12 protein-coding genes and 1 pseudogene are annotated in these 15,413 nt (G+C 67.0%); 11 read left to right on the forward strand and 2 right to left on the reverse strand.

Annotated features, from left to right (window positions below):
• Window positions 1-19: 19 nt before the first annotated feature.
• The gene (locus Rai3103_RS09645) at window positions 20-562 is read left to right on the forward strand and encodes a YdcF family protein (protein ID WP_153572427.1); all 543 of its coding nucleotides are present in this window, start codon (window positions 20-22) and stop codon (window positions 560-562) included.
• Here Rai3103_RS09645 and Rai3103_RS09650 read toward each other — a convergent pair.
• Entirely contained in the window at window positions 485-1,699 is a 1,215-nt protein-coding gene (locus tag Rai3103_RS09650; RefSeq protein ID WP_228488828.1) for a glycosyltransferase 87 family protein, read from the reverse strand. The genes Rai3103_RS09645 and Rai3103_RS09650 overlap by 78 nt on opposite strands.
• 237 nt (window positions 1,700-1,936) lie before the next feature.
• On the opposite strand from Rai3103_RS09650, the gene rfbA reads away from it, so the two are divergent.
• The 6 genes and pseudogenes from rfbA to Rai3103_RS17760 form a co-directional block, all read left to right on the forward strand.
• Complete coding sequence (gene rfbA, locus Rai3103_RS09655; RefSeq protein ID WP_153572429.1) at window positions 1,937-2,809, forward strand: glucose-1-phosphate thymidylyltransferase RfbA; 873 nt, start codon at window positions 1,937-1,939, stop codon at window positions 2,807-2,809.
• Window positions 2,810-2,895: 86 nt separating this feature from the next.
• Window positions 2,896-3,780, forward strand: coding sequence for an acyltransferase family protein (locus Rai3103_RS09660; protein WP_153572430.1), 885 nt, complete (start codon window positions 2,896-2,898; stop codon window positions 3,778-3,780).
• Between the two features lie 1,156 nt (window positions 3,781-4,936).
• Window positions 4,937-5,998, forward strand: a complete 1,062-nt coding sequence (locus Rai3103_RS09665) for a hypothetical protein (protein WP_153572431.1) — start codon at window positions 4,937-4,939, stop codon at window positions 5,996-5,998.
• Between the two features lie 151 nt (window positions 5,999-6,149).
• On the forward strand, window positions 6,150-7,118 hold the full coding sequence (locus tag Rai3103_RS09670; protein ID WP_153572432.1) for an acyltransferase family protein: 969 nt from the start codon (window positions 6,150-6,152) through the stop codon (window positions 7,116-7,118).
• A gap of 96 nt (window positions 7,119-7,214) precedes the next feature.
• A complete protein-coding gene (locus Rai3103_RS09675) occupies window positions 7,215-7,577 on the forward strand; it encodes an RNA-binding S4 domain-containing protein (RefSeq protein ID WP_153572433.1) in 363 nt (120 codons plus the stop codon).
• 174 nt (window positions 7,578-7,751) lie between these two features.
• Window positions 7,752-8,528: pseudogene (locus Rai3103_RS17760) on the forward strand (glycosyltransferase family 87 protein); the annotation flags it as partial.
• Window positions 8,529-8,953: 425 nt separating this feature from the next.
• Here Rai3103_RS17760 and Rai3103_RS09685 read toward each other — a convergent pair.
• The gene (locus Rai3103_RS09685) at window positions 8,954-9,382 is read right to left on the reverse strand and encodes an Hsp20/alpha crystallin family protein (RefSeq protein ID WP_153572435.1); all 429 of its coding nucleotides are present in this window, start codon (window positions 9,380-9,382) and stop codon (window positions 8,954-8,956) included.
• A gap of 259 nt (window positions 9,383-9,641) precedes the next feature.
• On the opposite strand from Rai3103_RS09685, the gene topA reads away from it, so the two are divergent.
• The 4 genes from topA to Rai3103_RS09705 all read left to right on the forward strand — a co-directional run bounded on the left by topA (window position 9,642) and on the right by Rai3103_RS09705 (window position 15,339).
• The gene (topA, locus tag Rai3103_RS09690) at window positions 9,642-12,464 is read left to right on the forward strand and encodes a type I DNA topoisomerase (RefSeq protein WP_228488829.1); all 2,823 of its coding nucleotides are present in this window, start codon (window positions 9,642-9,644) and stop codon (window positions 12,462-12,464) included.
• Window positions 12,465-12,537: 73 nt separating this feature from the next.
• A complete protein-coding gene (locus tag Rai3103_RS09695; protein ID WP_153572436.1) occupies window positions 12,538-14,010 on the forward strand; it encodes a CYTH domain-containing protein in 1,473 nt (490 codons plus the stop codon).
• Window positions 14,003-14,641 carry a dTMP kinase gene (gene tmk, locus Rai3103_RS09700; RefSeq protein ID WP_153572437.1) on the forward strand — a complete coding sequence of 213 codons (639 nt, stop codon included), beginning with the start codon at window positions 14,003-14,005 and terminating at the stop codon, window positions 14,639-14,641. Before Rai3103_RS09695 ends, tmk begins: the two co-directional genes overlap by 8 nt.
• Complete coding sequence (locus Rai3103_RS09705; RefSeq protein WP_153572438.1) at window positions 14,638-15,339, forward strand: DNA polymerase III subunit delta' C-terminal domain-containing protein; 702 nt, start codon at window positions 14,638-14,640, stop codon at window positions 15,337-15,339. Before tmk ends, Rai3103_RS09705 begins: the two co-directional genes overlap by 4 nt.
• The last annotated feature ends 74 nt before the right edge of the window (window positions 15,340-15,413 follow it).

The raw sequence follows: 15,413 nt of genomic DNA on the forward strand, positions 1-15,413 counted from the left end.
TGAGCGCAGAGGCACGTGGTTGCGTCGCAGTCTGATCACCCTGGGAGTCTTCGGGCTGACGCTGGTGCTCTTCTGGCTGGGCCTGTGCATCCGCTACGTTGCCCACCCGCGGATCGATCCGGTGGGGCACGTCGATGCCATGTATGTCATAGGTCCGGTGGAGACGCGCTGGCCCGAAGCCCTTGCGAGAGGGGACGAGGGGGTGGCGCCGGTCTTCCTGGCCACCCGCTCGATCGATCCTGCGGGCAGGCCGTTCTTCCCGCCGAACTGCGGGGAACAGCGCGCAGGATATGAGGTGACCTGCGTGACCCCCGATCCTTACACCACCAGGGGAGAAGCGGAGGTGCTCGCCGACCAGGTCCGCGAACACGGCTGGACCCACGTGGCGGTCTTCACCAGCACACCGCACGTGGCTCGCACCAGAATGCTGATGGAACGGTGTGTCCCAGCGCAGGTGAGCGTATGGGACTACTCGGTCCAACGCTCATGGACGGGGTGGCTCGGGGAGTTCGTCTACCAGTCGGCTGCCTGGGTCAAGGCGCAGATCATCCGGGACTGCTGAGACAGGTCGCTGCCGGGGATGCCACACCGCCCCGGCAATAATGCTGACGCTCGCAGCCACCAGTGTGGATCCGAGGATCGTCAGGTACGTAGGCCACGTCGTGGAAGTCGACTGGAGCGCTGCCGGCGAGAGTCGGAAGACGAGGACCCACCAGCTTCCCAGCGTGCCCAGCCCGATCCACGGCACCCACGCCCGAGGGTGCTCCATGGCCCTTGCCATCCACCACCAGAGAGCTGGCAGCGGAAGCATCACATACATGAAGTGAGACACCGGCATTGCAAGGATGACGACGAAGACCAGGTTGAACAGCCGAAGCTCTTCGTCGACCCGGCTCAGGAGAGTCACCGCGGCCAAGCACGCGAGTCCTCCGCCGAGGATCACCCATGTGGTCCACTGCAGGCCGGGTGAGACTGTTATGGGTGGCGCAATCCCACTCTCGGCGAATGCCATCTTCCCTAGGCCCCACACCGAGTAACTCACCAAGGGCTGGTCAGCACCGGCGAGCGGAGACGTCACCATGGCACGAATGCCGGCGGCGCCCCCCACAGCGACGGACATCAGGACGGCGATCACTGTCGCCACGGCCCCCGCGGCAAGAACCGGGAGCTTGCGGAGTGCTGACCGGCCGAGCAGCCACGTGAACAGCACTGCTGGCCACGTCTTGATGAGTGCAGCCATCCCGAGCGCGGTCCCCGAGGCCACGGCGTGTCTTCTGGAGAGCAGTGCGGCGGTGACGATACAGAGCAGTACCAGCCATTGCACCTGCGCGCGCCACGCCTCGAGTACTGCTGGCCAGCTGTACAGCAGGGTTACCAGGGACGTCGTCACCAGGAGTCCGAAGGGCAGCGTTCCAGAAGGCCTGCATGCCCAAGCCCCGATCAGTGCCGCTCCCACGGCAGCCGCCAGGCCCATCGCCAGCCAGATCTGCGCGGCATGATGCACGTTCGCGAGGGGTGCGATGACCACCGCCACCAACGGGGTGTAGTAGTAGCCACTGATCTCGTAAGGGGAGCCCCCGCGCGCACTGCCCTTGCCGCGGGGAGGAAGTAGGTGTCGAAGTCGGACTGGTCGCTCGGGATGCCCGATTTGTATCGCGCCAGGACGAGAACACCGCCGACGACGAGCGCGACCAGCCACGCGGCGGCGGTCGTCACGCCTTTCCAATGAGGCTTCACGTTCTGCCGTCTGAGTAATCGCCGGCCCCTTGAGCGGCCAGTGCTATCTCGTCCCATGTCCCCCCTGCGATCGTCCCAGAGTCTATGGCGCCTCGACGTGGCGCGCGCGGGCCGCTCGATCGGCGGCGGGGCGGACGCAGTCCGGCTCCTGGCACATCGTCATTGCGGCCGCGTGGCCTGCATGTGACACACTCTCGGCATGCGCGGAATCATCCTGGCGGGGGGCTCAGGGACGCGGCTCCACCCCATCACTCTCGGTATCAGCAAGCAGTTGATGCCTGTTTACGACAAGCCGATGATCTACTACCCGTTGTCGACGCTGATCTTCGCGGGCATCCAGAACATTCTGGTGATCACCACCCCGTACGAGGCCTCGGCCTTCCAGCGGCTGCTCGGTGACGGCTCGCAGTACGGCGTCTCCATCACCTACGCCCAGCAGCCGGAACCGAAGGGGCTCGCTCAGGCCTTCACCATCGGCGCCGACTTCATCGGTGGCGACCGGGTTGCCCTCGTGCTGGGGGACAACATCTTCTACGGTCCGGGGCTGGGAACCCGGCTCCAGCGGTTCGACGCGCTGGACGGAGCTGCGGTCTTTGCCTATTGGGTGGCGGACCCCACGGCCTACGGTGTGGTCGAGTTCGACGAGGAGTGCCGGGCCCTCTCGATCGAGGAGAAGCCGGCGGAGCCGAAGTCCAACTACGCCGTGCCCGGTCTGTACTTCTATGACAACGAGGTCGTCGGCATGGCCCGGTCGCTGGAGCCCTCGGCCCGGGGTGAGTATGAGATCACCGATGTGAATCGTCGCTATCTCGAGCAGGGGAGGCTCCAGGTCGAGGTGCTGCCCCGCGGAACCGCTTGGCTCGACACGGGCACTTTCGACTCCCTCTTGGACGCGTCCAACTATGTCCACACACTTCAGAAGCGTCAGGGTCTCCAGGTCGGTTGCCCTGAGGAGGCTGCCTGGCGGATGGGCTTCCTCAGAGATGAGGAATTACAGGAAAGAGCCCTGCGGTTACGAAAGTCGGGCTACGGCGACTACCTGCTCGATCAGCTCCGACGAGGGACGCTCTAGATCGGTTGCGTGATGGAGAACGGCGCCGATCTGGTTGAGGTCGACGCAACAGGTGAATCCCGCCGTGATTGTGCGAAAGGAGCGTGATGGGACGCCAGGTCTGGACCGGCCTTGACGGGGTCCGCGCTATCGGGGTGATTGCGGTGGTCCTCTACCACGCCTCCTTGGGATTCAGCGTCAACGGGTATGTCGGGGTGGATATATTCTTTGCCCTCAGCGGATTCCTGATCACCTGGCTCCTGGTCGCTGAGAGAGAGCGGACCGGCCGGGTCAGCATTTCGGACTTTTATGCGCGCCGAGGCCTTCGACTCCTGCCGGCTCTGATGGTGACGCTCGCCATGGTGAGTTTCCTGTCGATTGCCAGCGAACGCCCGGGCGTGATTCTGAGGGGGGCGCTCGCCTCCCTCCTATACGTGTCGAACTGGTGGAAGTTCACCGGCCATGACATGCCGCTCCTCGACCACACCTGGACCCTGGCGATCGAAGAGCATTTCTACCTGATCTGGCCGCTTCTTGTGTTACTCGGATCATCCAGGAGTCGGGCGAGAAGAGTACCGGCTCTGGTACTCGGGGTCGCCCTGATCGTCGTGATGGTCCTGCCATGGGCGCCGAGCGTTGCGCTCGTCAAGGGGACGTACCTCAGGGGCGTGTCCATTCTGTTGGGGAGCTTGTTGGCTGTTGGGATGTACTTTCGTCCCCCAGTCGGACGGACGGCCCGACTCCTGGGCCCGCTTGCCGGGTTGTCCTGCGTTCTGCTGGTAGCCGTGACGGTCACCTGGGTCGCCCTGCCGATTCGATGGATGTCAGGAATCACGAGCGTTCCGGCATGGCTGACACTCGTTCTGGTGGCGGCAAGCGTGGCAGCGCCGCAGTCGCGCGTCGTGAGGGCCTGTCCAGCGTGCCCCTTCGCTGGGTCGGTCGGCGGTCCTACGGGCTCTACCTCTATCACTTCCCCGTGCTCAGTCTGCTGACGCACAATATTGATCTCCCGATTCCGCATGCCGCCCGCATGGCGCTCGGCATCGGAATTGCCTTGGTCATCACAGAGGTCTCCTTCAGATACGTCGAAACACCAACACTCCGCCTGAAGGGTCGTTTCATGGGGGAAGGTGCGGCTGTCGTTGAATCTCCTGCGAAGGTCTCAGGCATCGGGGCTAATCACCGGACTTCCCCGCCCCCTGAGGCGCCAGTGGCAGAGGTGACTTCGGTTATCGAATAGCTCGATGTTTCATGCGGCGGGTCTGGTAGTGGTCGGGCTGAGACTCCTCCTCGGCCCACAGTTTCCGATTGTCTGTGTAACTGGTGGTTGAAATGAGAGCTGTTACTGAGAGGACCCATCCATGGCTGTGGCCTCACGCTCGCAGCGGTCGGGCGAGTTTGACGATGCTTGGTCCTATCCATTTCGGCAGTCAGGTAAGGCCGCCGGTGGTGCGGGCGTCGGTGAACGGGATGCGTGATGCGGGCACCTTCGACTCGCTGCCGTACCACTCAAGTTACGTCAGTACGCTTCAGAAGAGGCAGGGACTGCAGGTCGGCAGTCCCGAGAGGGCGGAGTGGCGGATGGGATTCCTGCTGGGCGACCAACTAGGGCAGCGGGCACGGGTTCTTCGCAGGTCCCGATGCTGGGACTACTTGTTGCGACGGCTCGAGCGGGGTAGGCACTAGATGCGCCCACGTACTTCCGCATCTCCCGGGTGGAACCCTCGCACCACAGGTCGGGCTGCCATATGGTGGGACCCACCTGGACGTGCTTGGGCGACTGTGGCGGTCTGTGCACTCTTGGCTGCTTGCCTGTCACTCGTGGCGACGTCTCAGGGTCCGGGCATCTCTGTCGACTCCATCTACTACGCCTCCACCGGGCATGCCTTCGCCACCACGGGTCGCTTGACCCAGTTCGATGGCTCTCCGATGACGATGTGGCCCCCGGGACTCCCGGTCCTTCTGGGGACCCTCGAGCGGCTCGGTCTGGACCCTCAGCTGTGGACGCGCCTCGCCAACGCCATCTGTGCTGCGGCGACGGTCTTGTTGAGCTATGGACTTGCTCGACTGGTCACGGGCGTTGACCTGCCTGCCGTCCTCATTGGGGCCGTTGTGGCCTCTTCCGCAGGGACGACTCGAGTCTTCTCGATGATGTTGACCGAGCCGCTATTCACCGTGCTCGCACTAGGTACTCTCGTCATCCTGACGTCCGCGATGCGCGTGGGCCGTTTGACTCCGCTTGCTGCTGTTGCTGTAGCTGCCTTCGTTTCGTTGGCCACCACGCTGCGCATCAGTGGGGTAGTTCTCATTCCGACGGTGGCCGTGGTGGCGTTTGTCGTGGGGCATGGCCCTTGGGGGACGGCCGTCCTCCGCGCCGCCGTGCTCAGCGCCACCAGTTCACTCGGTGTGATCGCGATCGCCTCGCGCAATGTGATGCTGGGCGCAGCGCCGCTGGGTGACCGGCCCACTGGTGGCCAGTCGGTGGTACGAGTCCTGGCTCAAGGAGTCCGCACTCTCGGACGCTACATCGTTCCGGTCGAAATGAAGACGACCTTGATCAATGCCGTCACCGTGTCTCTCGGCACGGTGCTTGTGGGCCTGATCGTCTGGAGCCTTGCTCACATTGTGAGGTCGCGAGAGTCGGTGGCTCTGCCGGTGGCTCTGTTCACTGCGCTGTGGTGGAGCCTGCTGGTCTACAGTGGCTCCACAACTGTCCTCGACTCGTTGGATGATCGGCTAACAGCCCCTGTCTTTGCGGCCACGGCAGTCGTGATCGCTCTGGGGCTTCGACGGGGTGTGCGCGCGCAAGGCCGTTGGATGCCGAAGACCATGAGGGCCATGTCGGTGGTTCTCGTGGTGACGTCGATATTCGGGGGGCTGGTGGCCAGCTCCCGCTTCAGCATGATCGCGGCTCGCGAAGGGATCGGGTTCAACGACGTCCACGCCACCCGATCTGCACTCGCACTTTCCCTCGCAGCCCTGCCACCGGACACCCGCATCGCAAGCAATGACCCTTTCCGGGCATACTGGTTGGCAAGGCGTTCAGGGATTGAGCTCGTGGACCCGGGAAGTCTGCCAGTGGACGGCACCTACCTTGTCTGGTTCACGGAAGTCGGTGGGCAACGGTCCGACGTAGCCACCTTCGAACCGGGCCGAAGCCTGACCCCAGTGCTCTCTGACGGTCAGGGAACCCTGATCCGGATTGGCTGAGTCTGCAGAAGGCGCCGACCTAAGGCGAGCAAATTCGTGAAGTGCTGCGACGACAGCATCGCACGACATTGTGCGCACCCTGTGGGCCCTATGGTCCGTGTTACATTAGCCCAGTGATTGAGTCGGGGGGCGGCAGCAACGCGAGACGTGGATGGATCTCCTTCGCGGAGCTGTGGTCATTCTCGTCGTCGTCTACCATGCGGCTCACCTTCAGCTGTTGTCCTCGGGTGACCGCGGCGGCTGGACCGTCGTCTACGCCCTCATGCCGTTTCGAATGCCGACTCTGTTGGTATTGTCCGGGTTGTTGCTGGAGAATTCGTTGGCCAAGGGGACTGGGCGCTTTGTCATGGGTAAAGTGCGCGGAATCCTCTGGCCGTGGGTGATCTGGATGGCTATAACCTCGATCGTCCTCCGCGGACTCAATGAGGACCCGATCGGATACATCGCGATCGGGACACACCTGTGGTTCCTTGCGGTGTTGGCCTGCGCATATGCGCTGGCCCTGGTGCTTCGGTCGGTCCCCAACACTTGGTCCGCGGCGGCCCTCTTTGTTTTGGCTGGCCTCTTGCAGGCGAGCCACGGAATCATCCCGCTGTATCTGTGGTTCGCGGGGTTCTTCTTTGCTGGTGCCGCTTTGAGTCCGGTTATCGTTCAATGGCAGAGGGCTCAGCCGATCTGGCCGATTGTGCTCTCGGTCATCGGCTTGGTCGGTGCTGTCCGCCAAGTCGGCCAGCGGACCGTGGTGACTTATTGGCCTGATCAGATAGTAGTCTCCCTTGCCGGGGTGCTTTCCCTCCTCTGGGTCGCACATCGGATTCCTCGACTGGCTCCGATTCGTGCGCTGGAATGGGTCGGAAGGAATTCCATCGTCACCTACGTTTCCCACTTTCCCCTTTTGGCCCCCGGTGGCGTCGTCGCCATGATGGGGCTCGCGGGAATCTCTCCTGCCGCTACTTCTGCGGGGGTGCTTTCGGTGTGCATCGGCTTGACGTACCTGCGCCCATGGACCGAATGGCTCTACACCATGCCGCGCTGGCGCCGGCTCCGATGCCGTCGGAGCCTGTCGGGTCAATCGAAGAGAGACTTGCCCGTGTCAAGCGTTGGACATCGCCAAGCGTGAGCGACAAGTTGCCACCTTGCCCTGTGCATGTGAAGGCTCGCCGGTCGGATTGGCGGGGTGCGGTACCGGCGCCCTCGTGAGAAAGGAGATCAACTCATGTCCCGTGTCGATTCCTGGTTGTGGGCCGTACGCGTCTACAAGACCCGCACGATGGCGAGTGACGCCTGCAAGGGAGGGCATGTCCGGGTCAACGGCAAACCGGCCAAGCCGGCCCAGGACGTCAAACCCGGCGACCGCGTTGTCGTCCGCAGCCCGGGCTGGGACCGGGAGTTCGAGGTGGTGGACCCGATCACCAAGCGCGTCGGCGCGGCGATCGCGGTGAAGGCGTACGTCGACCACTCGCCCGAACGCCCGGCCTACCTCTCGGCCCCGGTGGCTCGACGGGACCGGGGCGCCGGCCGTCCGACGAAGAAGGACCGCCGCCAGCTCGACGAGTTGCGCGGACGTCACGACCTCTGACACCGTTCCGACGCCGCCTCCCGAGGATGACAGGATGGCCGGGTGCACGATCAACCGACGCGTTACCCAGGGTTCTGGCTCGACCGGAGCGCCAAGGTGGCCCTGCCGATCATCGCGGGGCTGGTCTCGTGGTTCATCCCGCTGGTCTTCACGCACGGCTGGCCGCACGGAGGTATGGCGGACTTCGACATCTACCTGGAGGGTGCGAGGACGGCCCTGCAGGGCGGTGAGCTCTACCGCAGCGGCCCTGACGCCTTCGTCTACCCGCCGATCGCGGCGGTGCTCTTCCTGCCGTTCATGCTGGGCCCTGTCATCGCCTGGAAGATCCTCTGGGCCGTGGCCGGCTGGCTCGGCATCATCGCGGTCGTCCACCGCTTCGGCCTGCGGAGCTGGCCGGCGAGCGTCGTCGCCGCAGCGTGCATCGCCACCGCGACCCCGGTGACGCTGGGCACCCAGCTCGGCCAGATCGAGCTGATCCTCACCTGCCTGGTCGTGCTCGACCTCGTCGACGGGCCGCACCTGTTCGGCCGCAGGCTGCTCCCGCTTCCGCAGGGCTGGATGGTCGGGCTGATGACCGCGATCAAGCTCACCCCGGGCCTGTTCATCCTCCACCTGCTCATCAATCGTCGCTGGAAGCCGGCCATCACCGCGGCCGTGACGGCCGCGGTCCTCACCGCGATCGGGTTCCTCGTCTATCCGCAACTGTCGCTCTTCTATTGGAAGCGCCTGTTGCTGACCCGCTCGGTAGGCTTCGAGTCCGATCCTGTCTACATCGACAACCAGTCTTTCGAGGGGGCGGCCCTCCGGTTGTTCCGGCTCTCGCACCTCGGTGCCGAGGTCGGCACGGTGATGTCGGTCCTGACGATCGTGGTCGGCCTCATCGCGGCCTGGTCCCTGGTCCGCCAAGGCCACGAGGCCCCGGCGGTCGCCGTCATCGGCATCGCCACCGCGCTGGCGTCCCCGGTCTCCTGGACGCACCACTTCGTCTGGATCGTGCCGCTGGCCGTGGCCCTGGCCATGCACCACCCGACCCGTCCGGTGGGCTTCAGCGGCGCCCTCTTCGTTGTGTGGGTCTGGATAGCGCCGTACCGCGTCCTCAAGGGCGGCGGCATGCTGGAACTCACCTACACCCATAAAGAGGCAGTGTTCAGCGCCGTGACGCCCTTCCTCGGCCTACTGCTGCTGATCGCCTCCCTCTTCGCCGGCTTTCGCCAGCGACCGGCCCGCCACCGCCGCGATCTCCGATCGACGGACCTCCCGCCGACCAGCTCCACGCCGATGAACGTCCCCCGACGGTCTGACAGCCCCCGCCCACCGACGAGGCCCCTCGGACCAAGAACGGTTCGAGGGGCCTCGTACGCCTGGCGGGTGGGGTGTCAGCCCTCGACGCTGCCCTCGATGGCGCTGTCGGCCTTGTGGGCCACGGCGATCTTGCGGGGCTTGGCGGCCTCCGCGACAGGGATGGTCAGGACGAGGACACCGTCGGTGTACTCGGCGTCGATGTTCTCCGCGGCGACGCCCTTGCCCAGGGTGAGCTGGCGGGCGAACTGGCCGACCGGGCGCTCCCGGGTGAGCCACTGGACGCCCTCGCCTGCCTGCGGCTTGCGCTCAGCGCGAATGGTCAGCTGCGAATCGTCGAGGTCGACGTCGATCGTCGCCGGGTCGACGCCCGGCAGGTCGATCTTGACGAAGTAATTGTCGCCCTCGCGGTAGAGATCCATCGGCATGGCGGTCGACGCGGGCGTACGCAGCGCCTGGGAGAACAGCTGGTCGACGTCACGGAAGGGGTCGAAGGTACGGGCCATGATCGTGCTTCTCCTTTGGCAGTGGAAACGGACTGAACCGGCTGCCGCCTGCCTGCGCGGCTGCCGTCATGGGCTACAACGTCGCGTCCGGCGACGACTATTCCAGGATCGCCAAAAAAGTTGAGTGAGGTACGCTCAACGTGCTGTGATCTCGGCGACAAGCGCTCGTCGTCCGGTCTGCGCCTCGTCCGCGACGGCTGTGCTGGTGCTGTGGGCTATGGTGTGCCCCATCGTTGGACGCGACCGGGGAGAGATAACCGTGGCAGGTCAGGAGCTGGGGCACAGCCTGGTGATCGTGGAGTCGCCGACCAAGGCCACCAAGATCCAGGGCTACCTGGGACCGGGCTACGTCGTGGAGTCCAGCCGTGGCCACATCCGTGACCTGCCGACCGGGGCCGCCGAGGTGCCCGCCAAGTACAAGGGTGAGAAGTGGGCCCGCACCGGCGTCGACATCGACAACGGCTTCAACCCTCTCTACGTCGTCGCCGCCGACAAGAAGGCCACGCTCCGCGGCCTGAAGGAAGCACTGAAGGGCGCCAAGGACGTCTACCTCGCCACTGACGGTGACCGCGAGGGGGAGGCGATCGCCTGGCACCTGCAGCAGGAGCTCAAGCCCAAGGTCCCGGTCCGCCGGATGGTCTTCCACGAGATCACCGAGGACGCGATCAAGGACGCCGTCACCCACCCGCGCGACATCGACACCGACCTCGTCGACGCCCAGGAGACCCGCCGGATCCTCGACCGCCTCTACGGCTACGAGGTCTCCCCGGTGCTCTGGAAGAAGGTCATGCCGCGCCTGTCGGCGGGACGGGTCCAGTCCGTCGCCACCCGCCTGGTCGTCGACCGTGAGCGCGAGCGGATCGCCTTCGGCTCCGCCGGCTACTGGGACCTCGAGGCCACCCTCGACGCCGGTCCCGACGCCGAACCCCAGACGTTCCCGGCCCGCCTCACCGCCGTCGACGGGCAGCGGGTCGCCCAGGGTCGCGACTTCGACTCCCGCGGTCGCCTCCAACAGGGCAAGGACCCCCTCGTCCACCTCGACGAGGCCCGCGCCCGCGCCCTGGTCGCCGGGCTCGAGGGTGTCGCGATGCGGGTCGCCTCGGTCGAGGCCAAGCCGTACGTCCGCCATCCGTACGCCCCGTTCCGGACCACCACGCTGCAGCAGGAGGCGGGTCGCAAGCTCGGCTTCACCTCCCAGCGCACCATGTCCGTGGCCCAGGAACTGTACGAGGGCGGCTACATCACCTATATGCGTACCGACTCCGTCGAGCTGTCCGGGGAGGCGATCCGTGCGGCCCGGACCCAGGCGACCAAGCTCTATGGCGCCGACTACGTCCCCTCGAAGCCGCGTGTCTACACCTCCAAGGTGAAGAACGCCCAGGAGGCGCACGAGGCGATCCGTCCGGCCGGGTCCACCTTCCGCACGCCCCGCGAGACGGGTCTGCACGGCGACCAGTTCCGCCTCTACGAGCTGATCTGGATGCGGACGGTCGCCTCGCAGATGACGGACGCGCGCGGTGAGTCGGTGGCGATCACGCTGCAATCGAGCGCCACCAGCGGCGAGGCCTGCACCTTCGTCGCCCGGGGCCGCACCATCACCTTCCCCGGCTTCCTCAAGGCGTACGTCGAGTCGGTCGACGACGGCATGGCCGACGACTCCCAGCGCCGCCTGCCGCAGCTCACCGAGGGGCGATCCGTCGACGTGGCCGCGTTGGAGGCGCAGGGCCACGAGACCAAGCCGCCGGCCCGCTACACCGAGCCGTCGCTGGTCGCGAAGCTCGAGGAACTCGAGATCGGCCGCCCGTCGACTTACGCGTCGATCATCCGCACCATCACGAGCCGCGACTACGTGTTCAAGAAGGGTTCCGCACTGGTGCCCACGTGGTTGGCCTTCGCCGTCACCCGGCTGCTCGAGGAACACTTCGCCAGGCTGGTGGACTACGACTTCACCGCGGAGATGGAACAGGACCTCGACAAGATCGCGAATGGGGAGATCCGCCGGCTCGACGTGCTGACCGACTTCTACTGGGGCGGCTCGCAGAGCCTGGACACGCTGGACCACGCCGGCCTGCACGACCTCGTCAACCAGCTCGGTGACATCGATGCGCGGGCACTGTCGACCTTCCCGATCGGCGACATGGACTCCGGGATCGTGGTGCGCGTCGGGCGTTACGGGACCTACGTCGAGGAGGTCGAGACCGAGAAGCGGGCCAACGTCGCCGACGACCTGCCGCCGGACGAACTCACCCTCGAGGTGGCCCGTGACCTGCTGGCGCGCCCGATGGGGGAGGAGCGCGCCCTCGGTCTCGACGCCGAGTCCGGTCACCCGATCGTCGCGCGGGCCGGACGCTTCGGCCCGTACGTCACCGAGGTGCTGCCGGAGGACGCCCCCAAGGGTGCCAAGCCGCGGACCGCTTCGCTCTTCGCCTCGATGGACCTGCAGACCGTCGGCCTGGACGACGCCCTCAAGCTGCTGTCCCTGCCACGTACGGTCGGCACCGCCGAGGACGGCACGGTGATCACCGCGCAGAACGGCCGCTACGGTCCCTACCTCAAGAAGGGCACCGACTCGCGCTCACTCGCCGCCGAGGACCAGATCTTCACCATCACCCTGCCTGAGGCCGAGGCGATCTACGCCCAGCCCAAGCAGCGGGGCCGCGCCGCCGCGAAGCCGCCGCTCAAGGAGCTCGGGGCCGACCCGGTCTCCGGCAAGCCGATGCTGGTCAAGGACGGCCGCTTCGGTGCGTACGTCACCGACGGGGAGACCAACGCCACCCTCCGCAAGACCGACGCCGTGGAGACCCTCACCGCGGAGCGGGGCGCCGAATTGCTCGCCGAGAAGCGGGCCAAGGGTCCGTCGTCCCCGCGGAAGACCGCGGCGAAGAAGACCACCGCGAAGAAGACCACGGCCACGAAGTCCGCGGCGAAGAAGACCACGGCGAAGAAGACCACGGCCACGAAGAAGACCACGGCCACGAAGGCCGCGACGAAGAAGGCCGCGACGAAGAAGGCCACCACGAAGAAGGCTGCGACGAAGTCGGCGGCGAGCGCCGAGGGGCCGGGCGACACGAGCACCGACTGATCCGGACCCGCACCCGGTGGCCGGACGCGGTGCAATAATGAACGATCCCAGCCGAGCCCGAAGGGAAAGCATCGTGCGCCACTACGAGATGCGCGACCTGGCCGCCGCGCCGCGCTTCGCTAATCCCGATCTCGACCTGGGTAATCCCGCCATGGTGAGCACCCGGCCCGCGCAGTGCGACCTCACCGTGCTCGACACCCCCGACCGGCGCCTGCTCCGGGCCGAGATCGTCCTCGCCCATAGGTCCACCGAGGGCGAGGGACAGTGGCTGATGGCTGCGCCGTCCTGGGTGCCTCAGCTTCCTGCCGAGCGTCTCGAGGAGATGACCTCGGGTCAGGTGCCCGACCACATCCTCACCCTGCTCGCCCCGTTCCTGCGCCACGCCCCGCTCGTCCCGGTCGGCACCCAGCACCGGTCCCGGACCACGTATCTCATCCGGACCACAGCGCGCGAAACCCTCGGGTCGGTGGTCGACGATGTCTACACCGTCCGGCGCGAGGGCGCCTTGGTCACCCGCTACCGCGAGGTGGACGTCGACACCGGCACCATGACGCGGGAGCAGATCGATTGGCTGGACGAGGCCCTGCACAGCGTCGAGGCCGTCCGCGTCGACCGACACCTGTCTCTGCCTGCGCGCTTCCGCGTGCTGATCGCCGACCACGGGAACGACGAGTCGCAGACCGCACAACAGGTCGACCTGTCGTCGGTGGTCGGCTCGGTGGACATCGATGCCTCGATGGCCCAGATCATCTCCCACTTCGTCGGTGAGGGTGTGCGGCAGGTCCTCCTCGCCGACCTCAACGTCCGCTCCGGACGTACGCGCAAGGTCCAGCCCCTGGTCCGGGGGCTGCGGACCTTCGTCGCCGAGCTGCCGGTCATCGCCCCCGTGCTGCCGCCGGGGCACCTCGACGAGCTCGTGGCCGAGCTCGGCGCGGCCGCTGATCGGCTCGACGGCGCCTTCGGCGCTGACCAGGACGCGGTGCTCAACGGCGACGACTACCTGGGCATCTACGAGCGCGTCTCGGCGCTGCGCGATCCCACCTTGACCGTGGGTGTCGGCAACCATCCCGCCCGGGACGAGATCGGCGAGATGGTCGCCGCCGCCACTGGAGCCATGCTCGTGGCGGGGGGCACCGCCCCCGACGCGGCGGACGACTCCGGCTGGCACACCGCTGCCCTCGCCGCCGACCGGCTCGTCGCGACGGCGGAGCTCGCCTCGCTGCTGGCGCCCAAGCAGGCTAAGAAGCTGCGTGACCGGGCGCGGAACATCTACGACGACCTGATCCGCTGTGACAACGAGGAGCTCGAGGCGCTGCGGGCCTCGTTGGGGGGCTCGTCGGTCGAGGACGCCTTCGGGATCGGTCGCCAGTACGCCACCCTGGCTGAGAGCCGATCCGCCGCCCGAGAGGAGTTCGTCGAGCACTGGCCGAAGGACGCCCGCCACCTCCGCAAGGCCGGATCCGAGCTGCTGGCCCGGCTGGGTGCCGACGGGACCGCGGAGGGGCACGGCGCGGCCTCGCAGGGCGCGGTGGCCGCCGATGCCTGAGGGGCGGGGCCTCTTCATCGTGTTCGAGGGCGGTGACGGGGTCGGCAAGACCACCCAGGGCGCCCTTCTGGCCCGGCACCTGACCGACCTCGGGCACGAGGTCGTGATGACCCGCGAGCCGGGTGACACGGCGGCGGGCGCGGTGATCCGCCGACTGCTGCTGGACCCGGCGACCGGTGATCTCGATCCGCGCGCCGAGGCGCTGTTGTACGCGGCGGACAAGGCCCAGCATCTGGCCGAGGTCGTCCGTCCGGCCCTCGCTCGGGGCGCGATGGTGGTCTGCGACCGCTACCTCGACTCGATGCTGGCCTACCAGGGTGCCGGACGGGTGCTGGATATGGGTGAGGTCACGGCCATCGCCCACTGGGCCACCGCCGGCCTCCGCGCGGACCTCACGGTGCTGCTCGACCTGGATCCGGGCGAGGCTGTCGGCCGGATCGCGGACAAGGACCGGCTCGAGGGTGCCGGGGACGACTTCCACCGGCGCGTCCGGGAGCAATTCCTCGGCCTGGCCGAGGCCGATCCCGACCGCTACCTGGTCCTCGCCGCCCGGCGGAACCGCACGGCGACGTCGAGGAGCCGGCCCCGTCGACGGTCTGGCTGCTCTGCGCCCCCACGTCGGATGACGTGATCGCCACGATCCGCTCCCGCACCCGCGCCCTCACCCTCACGACGCCGAAGGTCCGCGAGGTCGCGGCACTGTTGGAGCGGCGCGACGGGATCGATCCGGTCACCGCGGACGCCGCGGCCCGGGCCGCTCAGGGCCACATCGGCCGGGCCCGCCATCTCGCCCGCGACGAGGCGGCCCGGCAGCGACGCCGCGACGTGTTGCGGATCCCGATGCATCTCGGTGGGGTGGGTGCCTGCCTGCGAGCCGCCGCCACCCTCGTCGACGCCGCCCAGGCGGAGGCCACCGGGCAGACGGCCGAGACCGAGGCCCGGGAGCGGGCCGAGCTCGAGCAGGCCCTCGGTGTCGGCACGAGGGGTGCTCGTCCCAGGAACATCGCCGCTGCCCTGAAGGAACTCGAGGACGAGCAGAAATTGCGGGTCAAGCGGCTGCAGCGCGACGCCATCGACCGCGCGCTCACGGAGCTCACCACCTGGTATCGCGATGTCCTGAGCGTCCAGCTCCGCACCGGGGCAGAGCTGGTCAACGTGGAACTGGCCGACGTGGTCCTCACCGAGGCCTCCCGCGCCACCCCGGATCGTACGATCGCCCGGATTGACGCGATCCTGGCCTGCCGTGAAGCCCTGGCCGGGAACGTCGCGCCGCAGCTCGCGGTCGAGTCGATGCTGGTCAGCCTCGGGGCCGACGACCCGCTGATCTGATCCTCGGCGACACTCCCGCAGCGGATCCCGGGAGACGCCACGAACAGCGGCAAGAATGGCCCTGAGCATTCCCT

The organism is Raineyella fluvialis (genome assembly GCF_009646095.1).
GTDB classification, from domain to species: Bacteria; Actinomycetota; Actinomycetes; order Propionibacteriales; family Propionibacteriaceae; genus Raineyella; species Raineyella fluvialis.

Excerpts from the sequence above, each read along its gene's own strand:
- Rai3103_RS09665 (WP_153572431.1), top strand. The coding sequence starts at position 4,937 with ATGATGTTGACCGAGCCGCTATTCACCGTGCTCGCACTAGGTACTCTC.
- Rai3103_RS09670 (WP_153572432.1), top strand. The coding sequence starts at position 6,150 with ATGGATCTCCTTCGCGGAGCTGTGGTCATTCTCGTCGTCGTCTACCAT.
- Rai3103_RS09660 (WP_153572430.1), top strand. The coding sequence starts at position 2,896 with ATGGGACGCCAGGTCTGGACCGGCCTTGACGGGGTCCGCGCTATCGGG.
- Rai3103_RS09675 (WP_153572433.1), top strand. The coding sequence starts at position 7,215 with ATGTCCCGTGTCGATTCCTGGTTGTGGGCCGTACGCGTCTACAAGACC.
- Rai3103_RS09685 (WP_153572435.1), bottom strand. The coding sequence starts at position 9,382 with ATGGCCCGTACCTTCGACCCCTTCCGTGACGTCGACCAGCTGTTCTCC.
- tmk (WP_153572437.1), top strand. The coding sequence starts at position 14,003 with ATGCCTGAGGGGCGGGGCCTCTTCATCGTGTTCGAGGGCGGTGACGGG.
- rfbA (WP_153572429.1), top strand. The coding sequence starts at position 1,937 with ATGCGCGGAATCATCCTGGCGGGGGGCTCAGGGACGCGGCTCCACCCC.